The organism is Flagellimonas hymeniacidonis (assembly GCF_008040165.1).
Taxonomy (GTDB): Bacteria; Bacteroidota; Bacteroidia; order Flavobacteriales; family Flavobacteriaceae; genus Flagellimonas; species Flagellimonas hymeniacidonis.
The window spans coordinates 1528400-1548605 of record NZ_VRUR01000001.1; the positions used below are offsets into that span (position 1 = coordinate 1528400).

Annotated in this window: 18 protein-coding genes; 12 read left to right on the forward strand and 6 right to left on the reverse strand. The window is 37.2% G+C overall.

What is annotated here, in order from left to right:
• Nucleotides 1-4 precede the first annotated feature (4 nt).
• Both FVB32_RS06910 and FVB32_RS06915 read right to left on the reverse strand, forming a co-directional pair.
• Nucleotides 5-2077 carry a M16 family metallopeptidase gene (locus tag FVB32_RS06910; protein WP_147742507.1) on the reverse strand — a complete coding sequence of 691 codons (2073 nt, stop codon included), beginning with the start codon at nucleotides 2075-2077 and terminating at the stop codon, nucleotides 5-7.
• Between the two features lies 1 nt (nucleotide 2078).
• Complete coding sequence (locus tag FVB32_RS06915) at nucleotides 2079-3401, reverse strand: M16 family metallopeptidase (RefSeq protein ID WP_147742509.1); 1323 nt, start codon at nucleotides 3399-3401, stop codon at nucleotides 2079-2081.
• 181 nt (nucleotides 3402-3582) lie between these two features.
• Here FVB32_RS06915 and FVB32_RS06920 point away from each other — a divergent pair, with 181 nt between their 5' ends.
• From FVB32_RS06920 to rpmA, 3 genes are all read left to right on the forward strand, one after another.
• Complete coding sequence (locus FVB32_RS06920) at nucleotides 3583-4029, forward strand: DUF4199 domain-containing protein (RefSeq protein WP_147742511.1); 447 nt, start codon at nucleotides 3583-3585, stop codon at nucleotides 4027-4029.
• Nucleotides 4030-4132: 103 nt separating this feature from the next.
• On the forward strand, nucleotides 4133-4690 hold the full coding sequence (gene rplU, locus FVB32_RS06925) for a 50S ribosomal protein L21 (RefSeq protein ID WP_147742513.1): 558 nt from the start codon (nucleotides 4133-4135) through the stop codon (nucleotides 4688-4690).
• A 23-nt stretch (nucleotides 4691-4713) separates the two neighbouring features.
• Entirely contained in the window at nucleotides 4714-4974 is a 261-nt protein-coding gene (gene rpmA / locus FVB32_RS06930; protein ID WP_147742515.1) for a 50S ribosomal protein L27, read from the forward strand.
• 82 nt (nucleotides 4975-5056) lie between these two features.
• On the opposite strand, the gene FVB32_RS06935 is transcribed toward rpmA, so the two are convergent.
• From FVB32_RS06935 to ahcY, 3 genes are all read right to left on the reverse strand, one after another.
• Nucleotides 5057-6169 (reverse strand): D-TA family PLP-dependent enzyme, encoded by a 1113-nt coding sequence (locus FVB32_RS06935; protein WP_147742517.1) that lies wholly within the window; start codon nucleotides 6167-6169, stop codon nucleotides 5057-5059.
• Between the two features lie 30 nt (nucleotides 6170-6199).
• On the reverse strand, nucleotides 6200-6685 hold the full coding sequence (locus FVB32_RS06940; RefSeq protein ID WP_147742519.1) for a DinB family protein: 486 nt from the start codon (nucleotides 6683-6685) through the stop codon (nucleotides 6200-6202).
• Between the two features lie 115 nt (nucleotides 6686-6800).
• The gene (gene ahcY, locus FVB32_RS06945) at nucleotides 6801-8117 is read right to left on the reverse strand and encodes an adenosylhomocysteinase (RefSeq protein ID WP_147742521.1); all 1317 of its coding nucleotides are present in this window, start codon (nucleotides 8115-8117) and stop codon (nucleotides 6801-6803) included.
• 73 nt (nucleotides 8118-8190) lie between these two features.
• Here ahcY and FVB32_RS06950 point away from each other — a divergent pair, with 73 nt between their 5' ends.
• The 7 genes from FVB32_RS06950 (at nucleotide 8191) to FVB32_RS06980 (ending at nucleotide 14273) form a co-directional block, all read left to right on the forward strand.
• Nucleotides 8191-8832 carry a 4'-phosphopantetheinyl transferase family protein gene (locus FVB32_RS06950; RefSeq protein WP_147742523.1) on the forward strand — a complete coding sequence of 214 codons (642 nt, stop codon included), beginning with the start codon at nucleotides 8191-8193 and terminating at the stop codon, nucleotides 8830-8832.
• A gap of 45 nt (nucleotides 8833-8877) precedes the next feature.
• Entirely contained in the window at nucleotides 8878-9138 is a 261-nt protein-coding gene (locus FVB32_RS06955; protein ID WP_147742525.1) for a thiamine-binding protein, read from the forward strand.
• Nucleotides 9122-9760, forward strand: a complete 639-nt coding sequence (gene pnuC, locus FVB32_RS06960; protein ID WP_147742527.1) for a nicotinamide riboside transporter PnuC — start codon at nucleotides 9122-9124, stop codon at nucleotides 9758-9760. Before FVB32_RS06955 ends, pnuC begins: the two co-directional genes overlap by 17 nt.
• Nucleotides 9715-10284 carry an AAA family ATPase gene (locus FVB32_RS06965; RefSeq protein ID WP_147742529.1) on the forward strand — a complete coding sequence of 190 codons (570 nt, stop codon included), beginning with the start codon at nucleotides 9715-9717 and terminating at the stop codon, nucleotides 10282-10284. The genes pnuC and FVB32_RS06965 overlap by 46 nt, the downstream gene beginning before the upstream one ends.
• Entirely contained in the window at nucleotides 10277-11815 is a 1539-nt protein-coding gene (locus tag FVB32_RS06970) for a DUF4301 family protein (RefSeq protein ID WP_147742531.1), read from the forward strand. Before FVB32_RS06965 ends, FVB32_RS06970 begins: the two co-directional genes overlap by 8 nt.
• Nucleotides 11816-12481: 666 nt before the next feature.
• Entirely contained in the window at nucleotides 12482-12787 is a 306-nt protein-coding gene (locus FVB32_RS06975; RefSeq protein ID WP_147742533.1) for a hypothetical protein, read from the forward strand.
• Between the two features lie 136 nt (nucleotides 12788-12923).
• Nucleotides 12924-14273 (forward strand): sigma-54-dependent transcriptional regulator, encoded by a 1350-nt coding sequence (locus tag FVB32_RS06980; protein WP_147742535.1) that lies wholly within the window; start codon nucleotides 12924-12926, stop codon nucleotides 14271-14273.
• Here FVB32_RS06980 and FVB32_RS06985 read toward each other — a convergent pair.
• Nucleotides 14248-16719: a hybrid sensor histidine kinase/response regulator gene (locus FVB32_RS06985; RefSeq protein WP_147742537.1), complete on the reverse strand. Its 2472-nt coding sequence runs from the start codon at nucleotides 16717-16719 to the stop codon at nucleotides 14248-14250. The genes FVB32_RS06980 and FVB32_RS06985 overlap by 26 nt on opposite strands.
• Before the next feature lie 285 nt (nucleotides 16720-17004).
• On the opposite strand from FVB32_RS06985, the gene FVB32_RS06990 reads away from it, so the two are divergent.
• On the forward strand, nucleotides 17005-19158 hold the full coding sequence (locus FVB32_RS06990) for a TonB-dependent receptor (protein ID WP_147742539.1): 2154 nt from the start codon (nucleotides 17005-17007) through the stop codon (nucleotides 19156-19158).
• 45 nt (nucleotides 19159-19203) lie between these two features.
• Entirely contained in the window at nucleotides 19204-20205 is a 1002-nt protein-coding gene (locus FVB32_RS06995) for a Gfo/Idh/MocA family protein (protein WP_147742541.1), read from the forward strand.
• Nucleotide 20206 lies beyond the last annotated feature (1 nt).

Genomic DNA, 20206 nt, shown 5'->3' on the forward strand with positions numbered 1-20206 from the left:
TTAGTTATTCAAAATCTGAAGCACTTACTCCCTCATTGACCTTAATTTCCTTAACCACAAATTCAAAACTTTGTGGCCCCATATTCTGGATAAGTTTAAAAGGAAATTTGATTCCAGAAACTTCTTGATAGTCATCATAAATCAGCGTATTGGTCATTTGCTGTTCCTGTACTTCTTCTAAATTTGTTTCTTGCAGTTTAAGCCCTGTTTCCACATCATAGAAAGCAGCTTTTTTATCGGTAATTTTAAGCTTATATGCTTTTTTATCGCCAACGGACTCAACTCCTTCCAAAGTAATATTCCCAGCAGCAAGGTAGTTCAGTTCTGGAAATGCTGCGGATTCTTCCTTTACCCTTTCAATTTCCTCGGGAGTGAGGTCTTTTCGTTGACCTTGGGCCACCATATATCCTTTGTTACCATCTAAAACTTGTTTCTGCATGGAATTCCCCATCACTTTCACATCTTGCATAAATTGTTCTCGTGTGGTTTTTTTCATTTCCAACTCGAGCTTCATCCCTTGCATTTCGGCTTCTGCCAGCATAGCGTAAGATTCTACACCTTCCAGCTTTGCCTTACCGCCAATAGCTTCCATATACTTTTCTAAAATAGCTTCAACGGTCGTGCCTTCTGGAATGGCAGCTTCATAATTGGGTTTTTCCGTTTTGTTTGCATGTTTATCATAAAACAATACGGGAACCTTCTTGTTATTGAAACTAACTTTTTCAAGATTTTCCAATACCTCACTTCCTTTACCTGTTACAACCACCCTTGCGTTGGTGGTGGAAAAGTACTTTTGGGCTGCCTTCTGTACATCAGCAATCGTTACAGCTTCAATACGCTCCAAATAGGTTTTGTAGAAGTCTTTGGATAAATCTTCAGTCTCTATGTTTAATGCATAATTTGCAATGGTTTCTGGTTTTTCCAAAGCCATAACAAAATTCCCTGCATATTTGGCTTTGGCATTGGTAAGTTCTTCTTCGGTAACAGGCTCATTGACGATCCTATCTATTTCACCAAGAATTTGAACCACGGAACTATCGGTAACCATATTTCTTACTTGTGCATAGGCATTAAAGCGCATTGGGCTGTATTTATTGTCCCTAATTCCTGAGTAGGATCCGTAGGTATACCCCTTATCTTCCCTTAGATTTTTAAATAATCTAGCTTGAGAACCGCCCCCTAATATTCTATTGGCTAAAAGTGCATTTAGATAATCCTCATCTTTCATTTTCAGCTCAGTAATGTTTTGCACGGCTACCTCGGATTGAACGGAGTTGGGAACATCCACAAAATTGATTTGTGTGTACTGTGCATCCGTTGGTTTTGTGTAACTAAATGATGGTGGAGCCGCTTTTGACCATGGTGTAAAATGCGTGGTAACAAGTTCCTTTGCATTTTCAAAATCTACATCTCCGATAATCACCAAATATGCATTGGCAGGAACAAAATAATCTCTGTAATGTTTCTCTACATCCGCAAGGGTAACATTGTTCACCGTTTCTTCTGAAGTAATTTCCCCGTAAGGGTGATTTTTACCATATGCCAATGCCAATTGAACTCTTGTTGCAATGGCGGAAACATCCTTTTCTTCGGATTTTATTCCGGTAATAATCTTGTCTTTTTCTTTATCGAATTCTTCTTGCGTAAAATTTGGATTTAAAGCTGCATCGGTCATAAGCTCCAAAATTCTAGGGAAGTATTTGGAAAGACAGCTTGCAGATGCACTTTGATCTCCTATACTTATGGAAGCGCCCAAAAAGTCGACTTCTTCATAAAAATCATCTTTTGGAATGGATTTGGACCCTTTACCCATAAGACTCGAAGTCAAATCTGAAACCCCAGCTTTACCTCCTTGTAAAATTGGAGGATTATCAATGGTGAGTTGCATGGAGACCCTTGGTAGTTTATGGTTTTCAACGACCATAACTTTGAGGCCATTGTTAAGCTCAAAACGCTGTGGTTCCTGCAAATTAATTTCTGGAGCAGGCCCTGGTTTTGGTTGTTTACTTCGATCTATTTGTGCTTGCGATACTGCCATGAAAAGGGACAGCAAAGAAAAAATTATATACTTCTTCATCTTAATTGGCTTCTTTTTGTTCTGGCAAATATTCTAATTCTACCCTTTGGTTAATCTTCAGATATTTTTTGGCAACTTCCATAATTTCCTCTCGGGTAATGGAGCGATAAATTTCAATCTCTGTGTTGATTAGGTTGGTATTGTCGCGTAGCATGTAATTGTCTGCCAGGGAATTGGCAATTCCAGCTATACTACTGTTAGCGTTCACAAACTTGTTTTCAAACTTGTTTTGTAGTTTCTGATAGTCTTTTTCCGAGATTAATTCAGATTGTACTTTTAAGATTTCTGCATCAATTTCATTCTTAATGTCCTGGATGGAATTTTCACCTACAGGCAAACCACCTACAACATAAGAACTATAATCTTCAGCATCAATTGGCACAGAAAATATTTGAAGTGCTATTTTTTTCTCATCAACCAACTTTTTATACAATTTGGAACTTTCACCATCACTTAAATAGGTAGAAATCATATTGATGACATAGGCGTCCCTTTCAGCTTGACCTGGAGTCCTGTAGGCCAATAAAATTGCCGGAATTTGAATATTGGGGTCATGATACTTTGCCTTTATCGTTGTTGTGATGGGCTCTTCAACAACAATATTTCTTTTTATCTCTGCTCCCCTGGGGATAGGCCCAAAATAGTCAGAAACCATCTTTTTGGTTTTTTCCGTATCAAAATCTCCTGCTATAACCAGAACAGCGTTATTTGGCACATAATAAATCTTATTAAAATTCTTGAAGTCATCCAAAGTTGCACTGGCAAGATGATCTAGAGAACCAATTACGCCCCATCTGTATGGGTGTTTGGTGTATAAGTTTTTCAGAAGTTCATCAAAGAAAGCACCGTATGGGGAGTTATCCACTCTAAGTCTTCTTTCTTCTTGAACCACTTCTTTTTGAGTGTCTACACCAACTTGACCAATTATGGGGTGCATTAATCTTTCCGATTCTAGCCAAAGCCCTGTTTCCAGACTATTGGATGGGAATGTCTCATAATAATATGTCCGGTCTAGAAAAGTGTTGGCGTTGCCACTTCCTCCATTTGAGGAGACTATTTTGTCCCATTCTCCTCGCTCAATGTTCTTTGTTCCCTCGAACAACAAGTGTTCAAAAAAATGGGCAAACCCTGTTTTACTTGGATCTTCATCTTTAGAGCCCACATGATACATAACGGCAGTGGTAACCACTGGGGCGGTGTTGTCTTGGTGTAAAATTACATGGAGTCCGTTGTCCAGATCATACTCTTCAAAGGTAACTTCCTGCGCCGCAATAAAGTTTCCTGCTACAAGTACGAAAAGTACAGATAGTAGCTGTCTTTTCATGATAGTGAATTTTGTATTTGTGTAATAAATAGGATTAGTATCGATTTTTTGATTGACGTTACACTAAATATAGAACAAAATTCGCAAGATAATTGAAATAGGAAGTAAGTCTTTAACAAGAATTTGTGGTATAATTCAACAACATTCAGTAAATTAAACATCCACCCAAAAATTTAATGAGATGAAAAATCTAACCCTCCCTATTCGTTTTGGACTTGTTACAAGTGCTTGTTTGATGGCGTATTTTTTAATCTTGTCCCTTTTAGGAAAACATACTAACGTTTTTTATAGTCTATTTAATGGAGTTATAACGGGTTTTGGAATATATGAAACCATTAAGTACACCAAGTTGAGACTGGGAAAGGATTTTTCATATGGCAAAGGCTTTATGGCAGGAATCACAACAGGGTTTGTAGCAACCTTGGTGTTCACGATTTTCTTTGCGCTGTACTCCACAGAATTGAATGCTAGTTTTTTGAATGAACTTTCTGAGGTATGGGCTAAGGACTATGCCAATTTTGAAGGAATAGTTTTCTTTACCGTGTCCATAATGGGGTTTGCAACTACTTTAGTTTTAACGTTATCTTTTATGCAGCTCTTTAAAACGTCCAATAATCTTAAAAAATAATGTTTCAAATGGTTGAATAATACTTGTGAATTAAGGATTTAGCAGTATATTTGCACCCGCTAATTTTGATAAAGCGCAAGTAAATTAATCTAATTAACGCATTATGTACGCAATTGTAGAGATGGCAGGGCAGCAATTTAAAGTTGCAAAAGACCAAAAAGTGTACGTTCACCGTTTACAAACAGAAGAAGGTAAAAAAGTAACTTTTGATAAAGTTCTTCTTTTGGATGATGGAGGTAACGTTACTGTTGGCGCCCCAGTCATAGAAGGTGCGGCTGTTGAAGCCAAAGTGGTAAAACACCTTAAAGGAGATAAAGTAATTGTCTTTAAAAAGAAAAGACGTAAAGGATACCGTGTAAAAAACGGACACAGACAGTCTTTAACAGAAATTATTGTTGAAGGTATTGTTGCTAAAGGCGCTAAGAAAGCAGCTCCTGCAAAAGCCAAAGCTGAAAAACCAGCTGCCGAACCTAAAAAAGCTGTAGCGGCTAAAACTGAGGCTCCTAAGAAGGAAGCTCCAAAGAAAGCTGCACCAAAAAAGGCGGCTGAAGATTTGAGCGCAAAAACAGTTGCCGAATTGAAAGAAATGGCAAAGGCAAAAGGTATTGCTGGTATTTCTTCCATGAAAAAAGCTGATTTAATAGAAGCTTTAAACAAATAGATAAGAACTAAAAATTATATATCATGGCACATAAGAAAGGTGTAGGTAGTTCAAAAAACGGTAGAGAATCAGAATCAAAACGATTAGGAGTTAAGATTTTTGGTGGACAAGCCGCTGTTGCTGGTAACATCATTGTTAGACAACGTGGTACAAAACACAATCCTGGTGATAATGTTTATGCTGGTAAAGATCATACATTGCATGCCAGAGTTGATGGTCTTGTAAAATTTGAAAAGAAAGCTGGTGGAAAATCATACGTTTCCATTGAGCCATTTGAAGCATAAATGCATTTCAAATAATAAAAGTTTTAAAACCCTCTCCGAAAAGTGAGGGTTTTTTCATTCGTAAAACTTAAGAAACATCAATTTAGAACCTTAACCTTCTTTTTCTTGCGGGAATTTCCCAAGTGTCCATTTTTACTCCATATTCAATTACAGATACCTCATCATGCAAATTTATTGTGGGACAAACATGGTAGGGAATACCATAAAACACATCGCCAACTTTTAAATCATTCCAATTATCTACCTTGAGAACACCATGTTCCTCGCTTTGAGAAAGTAGCTCGTAGTTATTAATATTTAGGAATTTAACTCGTTTGTCAATGGGATTTTCTGGCGCTACAGATTTATGGCCCAAGTCCAAGGTAACAATGCCCTCAGTAGGTTTTGAGATAATTCTCGTTACTAATAAGGCAGCATATCTAAAGTTTTGTTCTGTCAACTTTTCACCATATCCCCAATCCCATAAAACACAGGTTCCAGGACTAGTGATTCGGTTTTCTTGTAAGAGGTGAGTTGTAAATGATGGGGTTCCACCGCATATCATTTGCGCTGACGGATATACTTTTTTTAACTTATTGAAATAGGCGGTCACATCTTCCAGCCCAGTTTCTATTTTTTCATTTCGAACAGTAAAATTAGCGTCCCTTAAGTGTCCGTCATATACATGCAACCCTTTAAATCGTAGTCCTTTGCATTCGGGGATAAATGCCAAAAGTTCATCAAGACCAGGGTCTGTTTTAATTCCTGAACGATTCATGCCATTGTTAATATCAATGTAAATATTGGCACGAACTCCTAGATTTAGTGCTTTTTCATTCAATAGTTTGGCAATCCCTATGGTGTCTATAATGGTAGAGAAATTGGCAGACGGAAAATGCTCAGCCAATGCAAAAAACCGGTCTACCTTTGGCCCAACCAGCTGATGCGCAATTAAAACAGAATGGCCCCCAGCTTCGGCGGCAATTTCTGCTTCTGAAATAGTAGAAGCCTTAAAATTGGTAATCCCAGAATCTAACAGCAATTTTAACACTTTGGGCATTTTATTGGTTTTTACATGAGGCATCAATCTATTAGTTTCGCCATTGACCAAAGAAATCATCTCTTTAATATTATAATCCAAATGCTGTATGTACACTGCAATGGATGGTGAATCTACCGTTTCAATATTTTGTATGGCATACCAATTGTTTTTCATTTTTTGATGGCTTTTAAGAGGAATATCCTTTTACTTATTTTTTAAAATATCCTTTATAATTTTTAAATGGTGACGGGTATGTATTGTTAAGAACCGAATGCTTTGTTTTTTATCAATGATACTAAAATATGGGTGTTCAAAGTGAGCTTTGGGATGTAAATCTTGAATCTTTCTTATACTTTCCTTGGCTTCCTTAATTTGGGAATAAAGACTTTCGGTCAAGATTACATCCGGGGGAAGTACTATTCGGGGTGATTTGGCAAATCCCCGAGGAAAATCCCCGTACGCATATACAAAGGTTCTTGAAAGATTGAAGTTGGGTTTAAAGGCTTCTGGATTAGAAGTTTCCAATGTTTCATATATCTTATTGATGGTCTTTAAAATATGGTCCAAATGCCAGGCCACATCAACCTTGGATATTTTGACATTCAATTTATCTCGATACGATATGTAGCTTTCAATTTTGGAAAGCTCTTCTTTTAAAAAAAAATTATCCGATTCTGTATTCTCGGTCAAAAGAAAATATTTAGCGCTCTAAAGCTAAAAAAAGCTACTGACATAGAATGGAAGAAATAAAAAACCCCTTACACTAGTGCAAGGGGTTTGAATCTTAATTTTATTACCCGAAAATTTAGTATCTGTAATACTCAGGCTTATAGGGTCCTTCAACAGTAACGCCAATGTATTCGGCTTGATCAGGTTTAAGCTCGGTAAGTTCAGCACCTAAACGGGACAAGTGAAGTTTTGCCACTTTTTCATCCAAATGTTTTGGAAGCATGTATACATCATTTTCGTATTTGTCGCTATTCTTCCATAGCTCAATTTGCGCCAAGGTTTGATTGGTAAAAGAGTTGCTCATCACAAAACTTGGATGCCCAGTTGCACAACCTAAGTTCACTAATCGGCCTTCAGCCAAAATAATAATGTCTTTACCTTCAACGGTATATTTGTCTACCTGTGGTTTTATTTCATCTTTGGTATTACCGTATGTTCCATTCAACCAAGCCATGTCTATTTCATTGTCAAAATGTCCAATGTTACAAACAATTGCCTTGTCCTTTAATGCACGGAAATGTTCTTCACGGATAATATCTTTGTTTCCTGTTGTAGTGATAACCACATCGGCTTTTCCAATAACAGTTTCCAATCGCTTTACTTCATAACCATCCATGCATGCTTGAAGCGCACAAATGGGGTCAATTTCGGTAACAGTTACAATGGCACCAGCACCTCTAAAAGAAGCAGCAGTTCCTTTTCCGACATCACCATAACCAGCAACTACAACTTTTTTACCTGCTAACATGGTATCTGTAGCACGCCGAATGGCATCCACTGCACTTTCTTTACAACCATACTTGTTATCAAACTTAGATTTGGTAACAGAGTCGTTCACATTAATAGCTGGCATTGGAAGGGTGCCATTTTTAACTCTTTCATACAAGCGGTGAACACCTGTAGTAGTTTCCTCAGAAAGCCCTTTGATGCCTGCTGCTAGCTCTGGATATTGATCTAAGACCATATTGGTTAAATCTCCGCCATCATCTAAAATCATGTTCAATGGTTGTCTATCTTCACCAAAGAACAAAGTTTGTTCAATACACCAATCAAATTCTTCTTCATTCATTCCTTTCCATGCATAAACAGGGATTCCAGCAGCAGCAATTGCAGCGGCTGCGTGGTCTTGTGTAGAGAAAATATTACAAGAGCTCCACGTAACGTCCGCACCTAGCTCAACTAAAGTTTCAATCAAAACCGCAGTTTGGATAGTCATGTGCAAACAGCCGGCGATTCTAGTGCCTTTAAGTGGCTGTTCATCCTTGTATTCCTCTCGCAAAGCCATAAGGCCGGGCATTTCTGCCTCTGCAAGCTCAATTTCTTTTCTTCCCCAGTCTGCTAAGGAAATATCTTTCACCTTGAAGGGTACATAAGGAATTGTTTTAGTACTCATATCTTTTTCTTAATTTACTTTTGTAGCTTCGTTAGAATAGTCAGCAAAGGTACAAATTACTTAACTTTTAATCGTGCCCATTTACAAAACCATAACAGTTTCGCCAACGACCTCAGTTTATATGTGGAAGGTTACTGAACCTGAGCATGAACTGTCCAGAGGAATTGAACTTACTTCCCATTGCCAAAATCGTATGGATGGCATGAAGTCAGAAGCACATAGACGTGCTTTTTTAAGTATCCGACATCTTATGGCCAAAGCTGGATATGAGGACAGTGATTTGTATTATGATGATTGGGGAAAGCCACATTTAAAGGATGGGAATCATATTTCCATAACCCATTCCCATAATTTTACTGGAATTATTGTAAGCGAAACCGATGAGGTTGGTATCGATATTGAAATGCAACGAGACAAAATTCTTCGAATTGCTCATAAGTTTACACCAATACAGGAGTATAGAACTTTGGCCAATACAGATGCAATAATTAGAAAATTGACCATGGTTTGGGGGGCAAAGGAATCGCTTTATAAAATTTACGCACAACAAGGGCTCAGCTTTTTACGTCATATAAATGTGATGGATTTTGCCTTTGATGACCGAAGAACGGTTGCAGAGATTTTGTATAAAGGAAAGAAGTCTCAGTATGATGTGGAATTTTTGGAATTTGAAGGGTTTACATGTGCTTATGCCCTCAAGTTAATGGGGAGCTGAGAACTTGTTTTTCACTAGCTTTGCCTCTAAAATTTTGCATATCCCATGAATATATCTGTAGAACTTACATTGACTCCACTTCAAGATAATTTTGAACCTCCAATTATAGATTTCATCAAAAATTTGCGGGCATCAGAACTTACTGTATTAGAAAATCCGCTAAGTACCCAAGTGTATGGGGAATACGATAAGGTGATGGAGTTGCTTCAGAAGGAAATAAAAGAAACTTTTGAAAACCTAGATCATGTTGTTTTGAGTATGAAGATGGTGAAATCTGATAGAAGCGGGTATGAACCACATTTTTGATTTTTTTCTTGACACTTATCGAAATAAAGAAACCTATGTAATAGCCTTAGAGGCTATCGTTTTTATTACCGGAATTCTAAGTGTCTGGTATGCAAAGCAAGAAAATATTCTTGTGTATCCCTCTGGGCTCATTGCAACCATAATTGCAGTGTACCTATTGTTTAAGGACGACCTCTATGGAGACATGATGATGAATTTTTACTTTTCCATAATGAGTGTTTATGGTTGGTGGAACTGGGCAAGAAAAAAGGACAACGAAAAAGTTGTCAAAATTTCAAGAACCAATAGCAACGAAAAACTAATAGGTTTTGGTTTGTTTTTATTGACTATGATTATTACATATGCGGTATACAAAACATCAGGTATCCAAATAGAGACTTCTAACTATATAGACATCTTCACATCTGGATTGTTCTTTACCGGAATGTGGTATATGGCCAAAAAGAAAATTGAAAATTGGACACTTTGGATTATAGCTGATATCATTACAGTCCCTCTTTATGCCTATAGAGGTTGGGGAATGTTATCATTACAATATCTTATTTTTACTGTTTTGGCAATACAGGCCTATTTTTTATGGAAGAAAAGTTTGGGCAAGAGCCCTCAACCCTTGTTAAAGTAGTTCTTTTTGGTCCGGAATCCACCGGCAAAACTACCCTCTCCGAACAATTGGCAAGACAATACAATACGGTTTGGGTACCAGAATACGCACGTGAATATTTGCAGAACAAGTGGAACAATGAACGAAAAACCTGTGAGCCGCAGGATTTATTACCCATTGCTGAAGGTCAGATTAGGTTGGAAAACGAGCTGACCAAAAAGGCTACGGATGTGCTCATTTGTGATACCGATTTGTTGGAAACCAAAGTATATTCAGAAGCGTATTACATTGGTCATTGCGACCCAGTTTTGGAAAAATATGCCTTAAAGAACACTTATGACCTGTACTTTTTGACCTATATAGACACTCCTTGGGAGGCTGACGACCTTAGGGACAAGCCTAATGAAAGAGAAAAGATGTTTGCATATTTCCAAGCGACCTTGGAGAAATATAATCGGAATTTCGTTATCTTGAAAGGAGATAAAAAGACAAGGCTCCAAACAGCAATTCACCATATAGATAAACTTCTTTTAAAATATGATTGACTTAAGTCAGAGTGACCTAGAACAACTTCAGAAAAAAGGTATTTCCAAAAAAAAAGTAGCCACCCAAATAGAAACATTTAAAGTGGGAATTCCATTCGTTAAGTTGGTAAAAGCTGCGGTGGTTTCAGATGGAATTTTGAGATTTTCTGAGCAAGAACAAAATGAAATCATACAATATTTTGAAGATTCCAGAGGAGGGTTGGAGTTATTAAAATTTGTACCCGCCTCCGGAGCTGCATCAAGAATGTTCAAAGCCATGTTCAACTTTTTAGATGTTTATGACGCATCAGAAGAATCCCTTGCATCCTACATAGAAAAGACTGGAGATACTGCTGTTAAAAGGTTTGCTGAACAAATGGAGAAGTTCCCGTTTTACCAATTGATTATGGATAGGATTGCAGGAAAAGCTTCAAACAAAGATGAAGAAGTCTACCTTTTTGTGAAGGAAATGCTGATGGAAGATGGCTTAAACTATGGCTTTTACCCAAAGGGATTGCTGCCTTTTCATAAGAACAGTTCTGGAATTGCTACACCTTTTGAAGAGCATTTAAAAGAGGCAGCCTTGTATGCTAAAACAGATGGAAATGCCAACCTTCATTTTACCATATCCGAACAGCACGATGAAATGTTCAAAAACGAAGATGCAGCAGTAAGTCCAAAAATTTCTAAAAGCACGGATACAGAATTTAGCATCTCGTATTCCAACCAAAAACCATCCACAGATACTATCGCAGTGGATATGGAGAACAAGCCTTTTAAAAATAGTGATGGCACAATTCTTTTTAGACCTGGAGGACATGGGGCACTGATTGAAAATTTAAATGATCAGGACGCAGATGTGATTTTCATCAAAAATATTGATAATGTGGTCATTGATGAGAATTTAAAAACGGTCGCCGATAGCAAAAAAATGTTGGCAGGTGTGCTCAGAAAAGTTCAATTGAAAGCTTTTGAATATGCAAAAGCACTGGATGACGGAATTATTTCTTCTGAACAAGCCGAAGAGATAAAAACTTTCTTGGAAAAAGAACTCAATGTCCGTTTCCATAAAAACTTCAATAATCTAGAAATAGAAAATCGACATTCTCTACTAAAAGATAAAATAAGTCGCCCAATTCGAGTATGTGGCATGGTAAAAAATGAAGGAGAACCTGGTGGAGGCCCATTTTGGATCAGTGATAGTGATGGAAATGTCTCCCTACAAATCATAGAATCGGCTCAAGTAGATATGTCAGATAACCAACAGGCAGCTATTCTAAAAAATGCTACCCATTTTAACCCAGTCGATTTAATTTGCGGTATACGCAATTATAAAGGAGAAAAATATAACCTCTTGGACTTTGTAGATAAAAATCAAGGCTTTATTACAGGCAAAACAAAAGAAGGAAAAGAACTGAAAGCACTCGAACTTCCTGGATTATGGAACGGTGCCATGGCTTTTTGGAATACTATTTTTGTTGAAGTTCCTTTGGCGACATTCAATCCTGTAAAAACCGTTAATGACCTTTTAAAGCCAACGCACCAGGGATAAATACATAAAAATTTAATAGAAAGTCCGTTTACAACTATCTGTGAACGGACTTTTTTGTTTGTATGTGACCAAATGATAAATCAGGTGTCTTATTAATAGAAGGAAGTGATAAAACGATATATGAAATATCTAAGCACGGCCGCTTAGATTATTTTTGGTTGGTTGATTTGGTTGAAAGGTCGCACGTAGTGCGACCTTTTTTTGTGACCAAAATAGTAAAGCAGTGTCTTAATAAGTAGAAACTAAAAATATGCTCTATATAGTTCTATTAATTCTTAGTGTACTATCATTTATCATATCAGTTTTTTTGGTGGTACCCTATTTGAATCGTCAGTATAGGGAGAGAAAACAAAAATAATTTGGATGATGCTATGCGAACACTAACCGTGCGTTGTCCATTTCCGCCAATATCGTTTTAAATCTTATCTCATAGAATGGGTTTTAGGATATTGGCAATATTGAAAAGGCTGCTTAGGCAGCCTTTTTTTGTATAAAAAATATACATAAAACCCTACTTCTTACACATAATTACACATCAACACATATTTACATTGATTTTTAACAAATTGATTATCAATAAACTAAATTGATTTCTACACTATTTTGAATACTGGCACTAGATTTTCATATAGATAGTCAAGTTTAATTTTTAAAATAAAATATATCATGAGAAAATTGATTTTTGCAACTGTTTTATCTTTTGTTGGTTTAACAGCTATCGCCCAAGAAGAAACTGCTGAACTACAAGCGGATGAAACTACAGTAGTAAGTACAACACAGGATTTTCAAGAAATTAGCGTTTCTGACCTTCCAGAAGCTGTTGCTGCTGCTGTTGCCAAAGATTACCCAACTGCTACCGTGAATAAAGCATATAAAAATGAAGCTGGCCAATTTAAATTGGAGCTATCCTTAGAAGATGGTACTTCTGGCACTTTATATGCAGATTCCGAAGGGAATTGGATAGAGATTTAATACAAATTTGATTAATCGTGTTAGGTTAGTTTGGTTAAGGAGAGGTCTGCATTGGCGGGCCTCTCCTTTTTATGATAATTTTACAATGCACATGAAGTCCCATCCTAGTTCAGTATCGTATATTAGATACTGAGATATGCCCAAAATCTTAATCATTGAGGATGATACCGCTTTCTGTCAAATGCTTCAAAAGTTTTTGACCAAGCATCATTTTGACATTTCCACAAGTTTTACCATTCAAGAGGCCAAAGAGGAATTAAGGACCTCTTTTTTTGATGTAATACTATCAGATGTAAGATTGCCTGAAGGGGACGGCGTTACGCTACTTTCATCAATAAAGACTGATTCTCCTAAAACCCAAGTTATACTAATGACTGGCTATGCCGAGGTAAAGACTGCGGTAAGTGCAATAAAAAAAGGAGCATTCGACTATATTTCAAAACCCTTTACTCCTGAAAATATCCTAGCGGTGATTAAGAATGCACTAAATACCGAGACGCAGAAAAAAGTAGAGCGTTCGGATTCTAAAAATGAAAAAGTAGCGTCCACCAACAAAAAGAAATCAAGCATTATAGCTGGAACCAGTGAGGTTTCCAGAAAGCTATTGCAATATATAGATTTGGTTGCGCCTACCAATATGTCGGTTTTAATAACTGGGGAGAGTGGAACAGGAAAAGAGGTAACGGCTAAAGCTATTCATGATAAGAGTAAGCGAAACAATCAAAATTTTGTGGCGGTGGATTGCGGTGCAATACCAAAGGAGATAGCAACAAGCGAATTCTTTGGGCACTTAAAAGGAAGTTTTACCGGAGCCGTTGAAGATAAAATGGGTCATTTTGAGGCCGCAAATGGAGGCACACTTTTTTTGGATGAGATTGGAAATCTTTCTTATGAAAATCAAGTGCAACTGCTTAGGGCACTTCAAGAACGAAAAATTAAGCGCATTGGCAGTACAAAAGAAATTACTGTTGATATACGAATAATCACTGCCACAAATGAAGATTTATTGGAAGCTGTGGGCAAAGGAACTTTTAGGGAAGACTTATACCATAGATTAAATGAGTTTTCCATTGAGATACCTTCTTTACAAGAACGGGGCGAAGATTTATTAATTTTTGCCAATTATTTTTTAGACAGAGCAAACGAAGAACTCGGTAAGAATGTATTGAGCTTTTCAGATGAGGTGAAGCAAACGTTTCAAAAGTATTCATGGCCAGGGAATCTTAGGGAATTAAAAAATGTAATAAAGCGAGCTGTACTATTTTCAGAGGGAGATGTAATAATGTCAAGCTCAGTCCCCAAAACATTGGGTAAGTCTTCCGAGGTGTCATCAGAGGCCAAGTTTTCCAAATCCAATTATGAGAAAGAAAAAATTCTCAGCGCTTTGAAGCAGACCAACTTTAACAAGAGTAAGGCCGCCAAGCTTTTACAGATAACAAGGAAAACCCTTTATAACAAGATCAATCAATATCAATTGGAAGTGTAGTTAAAAAAGTACTTATCGCTTCTTCTAAATTTGAAATAGAGAGTTTTAGTTTTTCAAAATCCTGAAGGTTTTTCTTATGCTTGGAATCATCAGAAATATGCTCAAATTTCTCAAGTGTCGGTATTGCGATATCCACTTTTAATTGTCGGAACATCGGAAGCATTTTATGCGAAATGGACTTTATTTCACTATAATTTCTATTTTCAATAGCTATAGAAAGCAAATTCATATTATTAGCTGTGTTTTCCAGAAAACTATCCAAAACCTCATATACTCCTTGAGAACTATCTAAAAAGGAAGCGATTGTTTCCACACTGAACAATTCAGAATTTGATTTTTGTGTGATGTTCTGCAATGGATTTCCAAAACTATAAGGTTTAGAAGAATTTAGAACGCTACCAACTGCATCTAACAAAATCATACGAGAAAAAGGCTTTTGTAGTACTTCGGCAAACCCTGCATTAGTATAAAATCTTTTGTCCAAATCTCTTTGGCCTGTCATAGCAATTATAGGTTGATTTTTATAGTGTCTGTAATTTCCACTTTTCAATTTTTCAACAACCTCAAATCCATCTACTTTAGGCATCTGTATATCGGTTAAAACAACATCATATTGAAAGTCATCCATACCATTAAAATCCTCAAAATTTGAAAAGGTTCTAGTAGGGATTGCGTGCATTTGGCATACTTCTGTTAATAGGCCCAACAATGTTTCATCATCGTCAAATATAAGTAGTGACAGATGATGACTTTCATAGTTACTTTTCACGGGCTTCTGAATAGGAATTTCTGTACTCGAAAACTCTAGGGGAAGCGAAAGCGTAAAAGTACTTCCCTCATTTTCTTTGCTATCTAAATGTAAAGTACCCTCCAGTAATTGTGTCAATTTTTTAGAAATGGTCAAGCCTAAGCCATAACCTCCATATTTTTTTTCGATGGAATCTCCTGCTTGTGTAAACTCTTTAAATATGAGTTCTTGTTTTTCTTGTTCAATACCAATACCCGTATCAATAACCATAATATCAATAAATGGTTCACCAGCAATTTCTTTGGTAATAGCTTTTACCTTCACAAACCCATTATGGGTAAATTTAAAGGCATTGCCAAGGAGGTTGGTTAGTATTTGCCGTACCCTAAATGGATCTCCAATAATTGGAATTCCCAATTCTTCGGCAATTTCCAATTTAAGTTCAATGGCTTTTTTATGATAGATTTCTTGAAAATTGGAAGCTGTTTCCACAATTAAATGGGAAAGTACATAGGGAACTTTTTCTATTTGGATTTTTCCTGCCTCCAACTTTGAAAAATCCAAAAGGTCATTGACCAAATCATCAACGTATTTTGAAGCGGATTTTACATTTTTCAAATATTGATGCTGTTTACTGTTTAAATGGCTATGTTCCATTAATTCCGTGTATCCGCTGATAGTATTCAAAGGTGTTCTTAGATCATGGCTAACCGTAGAAATTAGTTGCTCCCTGCTTTTTAAAAGGGATTCTGAGTACGCTTTTTCTTTTTCCAATTGTTGCCGATATTGCTGTATCCTCCAAAAATCCCGTGTGATTAAAAAAGTAAAAAGACAGACTAAAAGAAAACCCAATACCAGTGCGGTTATGGTCCACTGAAGACTTGTTTTTATAACCTTTTGTTTGTTTAAATTATCCATATAGGTACCCATAATGACCTCCTGCTCAATAGCGACAATGATACTTCTTAGCTTTTGGGAGAGTTCTAGGTCCGCCTTATAAATCTGAAGCTCTTTTTCAATCATGGAGCGCTCTATTTTGGCGTTTTTTACTTTGGCCTGCTCTAAAATGGATTTGGACAGTTGTAGCACGGAATCTATATCTGCTGTGGATGTGCCTTCACTGTTATTTTTTGGAATATTCCTGTTAAGAATAGCCACATATTCCCTAATGGATTGCTTGGTTTCTAGTGGAAGCTGTTCAAAATTGGGAACAAAGGTTTCAGGGGTAATCCGCCCTAAATCGACTTCTATTTTATTGAATTTTTTCAGTAAGGAGTCAATTGGAGCACTCGCTTCATTTTCTACCTTTAGTTTTCGCAATTCGGCATTATTATAGACTTTTTGTTGCAACAAGGTTTGGACGCTGTCCAATTTAACAACCTGGTTATCATTTGTGGCCAAAAGCTTTAGGCTGTCAATGGAGTTGAATATGGTGTCCACCTTTAGCGCATATGCTCTTAGATTACTCTTTTTCTTGCGCTGCAAGGCCAGTTTTGATAGGTTTTCTGCTTCATAAATATCGGTAAGCAGCGAATTTGTCTTTAACAACTTCATGTTGTCCTCCTGCTTATTTTCAGAAGCAGTATAATCTTTGAATTCTGAATAAATAAAAACTGAAGCCAAGAATGCCAATAGGCCTAAAACCAAATAGCTCGCAATTATTTTAAAGGTAAATCTTCGTTTAGATGTGGGGTACATAAAAAGTGTTCTTCCTATACATACGAATGGGCACTTAGGAAAGATTGCTGGAAAAAGTTAATTAACACGCTTTTTTTCTATGAAATAAGGATTTTGGGGATTACATTTGCGCTATCTCAAAGGGGTGCTTTTTAAATAAGGCTGAGATTATACCCAATGAACCTGGGCGGGTAATGCTGCCAAGGGAATGCGCATAGCGCATCTTGGAATTTCGATGTTTCTTTTGAAACAAAAATCAATTTTTAACAAGGATAATGGCCCCTTTTATTCGTAACATTTTTACGAATGAAAACTTTATTCACAACTATGGCCCTTTCCGGGCTGGCACTCAGTGGCAGTGCACAAGAAAAACCAAAAGATTCTTTAGAAGGTAAAAAAATTGTCCTGGACGAAGTGTTGGTTCAAGCGATTAGGGTAACAAAAGAGTTTCCCATTACTTTTTCCAATTTGGACAAAGAAGAAATTGCTCCTAGAAACTTAGGGCAAGACATCCCAATTTTGATGAATTTTTTACCTGCGGTGGTTACAACATCAGATGCCGGAGCGGGAGTTGGTTACACGGGCATCCGTGTTAGAGGTAGCGATGCAACAAGGGTAAATGTGACTATCAACGGTGTTCCTTATAACGATGCCGAATCACAGGGAACTTTTTGGGTCAATATGCCTGATTTTGCGTCATCAACTGAAAGCCTTCAATTGCAACGTGGAGTTGGTACTTCTACGAACGGTGCTGGAGCTTTTGGCGCAAGCCTAAATTTATTGACGGATGCCTTTACAGAAGAAGCTTACGGCAGAGTATCTTCATCTATAGGAAGCTTTAATACTCTCAGGAATAATCTAAAATTTAGCACTGGCCTGCTTAACGACCATGTTGAAATTTCAGGAAGACTATCAAGAATTACTTCTGACGGATATATAGATAGGGCAAGCTCGGAACTGGATGCATATTTTTTACAGGGGACCTATAAAGATGATAATACTTTGGTAAAAGCATTGCTTTTTGGTGGTCATGAGATTACCTATCAGTCTTGGTTTGGTATTGATGCGGAAACGTTAAGAACCAATAGAACTTTTAACCCGGCCGGAGCATATACGGACGAGAATGGCAATACTCAGTTTTACGATAAAGAAGTGGACAACTACAAGCAAGATCATTTTCAATTGCATTGGAATGAAAGTATTGGTCTTGGATGGAGTTCTAATATTGCGTTCCATTATACAAGGGGAAGGGGTTATTTTGAGCAATTTAGAGAAGATGATGATTTTGCAACCTATGGTTTTGAGCCTATAACGGTTAATGGACAAGCGGTAAATACAACGGATTTGATTAGAAGAAGGTGGTTGGATAATGATTTTTATGGAACAGTTCTGTCTTTAAATCATAAAAAGGAAAATTTAGATTTAATTATAGGCGGAGGCTATAATGTGTATAAAGGGGACCATTTCGGGGAGGTTATCTGGGCACGTTTTGCGAGCAATAGCAATATTAGGAATCGCTATTACGATGATAATTCTACTAAAACCGACTTTAATAGTTATATAAAGGCGAACTATAAACTAGATGACAAATGGTCCATTTTTGGCGATCTGCAGTATAGAGGAGTAAGTTATGAAGCGAATGGAGAAGATACAGGATTGGTAGATGACACTTTCAACTTTTTCAACCCAAAGGCCGGGATTACTTTTAATCTTAACCCAAGCAACAATTTCTATTTTTCTTATGCCGTTGCCAACAGGGAACCCAATAGAAATGATTATGAGAATGGGAACCCCAAACCAGAACGATTGAATGATTTTGAGTTGGGATGGCGGTATATTTCACCAGATTTTCAGTTGAACACCAACATCTATTATATGCGTTATAAGAATCAATTGGTCCTTACAGGAGAGTTGAATGATGTAGGTGCGCCACTGCGTGCCAATGTCGGAGATAGCTATCGATTGGGATTGGAGATAGATGCAAACATCAAATTAGGAAATAAGTTTGCATTGCGACCAAATGTTGCATTAAGTGATAATAGAAATATCGATTTTCTTTTTCAAAGAGATGGAGCGCTTCAGGATTTGGGAAATACAAATATTGCTTTTTCACCTAACGTAGTAGCAGGTAACATTCTTTCGTTTCTGCCAAACGATAACATCCAGTTATCCTTGCTTTCAAAATTTGTAGGGAAACAATATATGGGCAATATCGATTCTAATACTTCAGTTTTGGAGAGCTATTCGCAAACAGATTTTAATGTGCAGTATGTTATTGAAACCAACTCTTTTATAAAGAGTATTGCACTTTCGGGCTTGGTCAATAATATTTTTGATGAGGACATTGTTTCAAATGGCTTTTTTTTCACCTTTGATGATGATAATACCACAGTTGAAGGAGCGGGGTTTTATCCGCAGGCAGGCATCAACTTTATATTGGGAGCAACCGTTAATTTCTAGCACTGACCATTCCTATTTTAAGGGATTCTGTATTTTTATTAAATCATGACAGAATCCCTTTCTTTTTTTAATGAGTTCCCTATACGCTGGGGTGTTATAGGCTGCGGAAATGTTACAGAGAAAAAAAGCGTTCCGGCCTATCAAATGGCGGAAGGATTTCAGGTGGATATGGTTATGAGACGTGATACCGAAAAGGTAGAGGACTATGCCAAAAGGCACAAAATTCCAAATTGGACGACCAATGCAAAAGAGGTCATTGAAAATTCTGAAATTGATGCTATTTATATCGCCACCCCTCCAGATACCCATAGATTTTATGCCCTTCAGGTTGCAGCTGCGGGGAAGCTCTGTTGTATAGAAAAGCCAATGGCGCCCAACTACCAAGACAGTTTATCAATTTATGAAGCTTTCAAAGCAAAAAACCTCCCACTTTTTATTGCCTATTATCGACGTTCTCTTCCAAGATTTCTGAAAATTAAGGAGTGGTTGGATGCTCATTTAATAGGGCAGGTAAGACACATTCATTGGCAAAAGACAAAACCTCCCAGCGATTTGGATTTGAGTGGAGCTTACAATTGGAGAACGGATAAGAATGTTGCACCAGGGGGTTATTTTGATGATTTGGCGAGCCATGGATTGGACTTATTTGCATACTTGTTGGGCGATGTTATGGAAGCAAGTGGTGTTGCCATAAATCAACAGGGGTTATATACTGCATTTGATGCAATAACTGGAGCTTGGCAATATAAAAATGGCGTGACGGGTAGCGGTAACTGGAATTTTGGAGCTTATCAGCGTGTAGATAAAGTTGAGATAATGGGTTCTGACGGAAAAATAAGCTTTTCAGTATTGGACGAAGCCCCAATTGAGCTTGAGAATGCATCAGGACATCAAGTGTTAGAAATCCCTCATCCAGAACATATCCAGCAATTTCATGTCGAAAATATAAAGAAACATATAATGGGTACTGCTTTACATCCTTCTTTGGGAGATTCAGGATTACATACCAGCTGGATTATGGATAAAATCTTAGAGAATCAAAAATAAC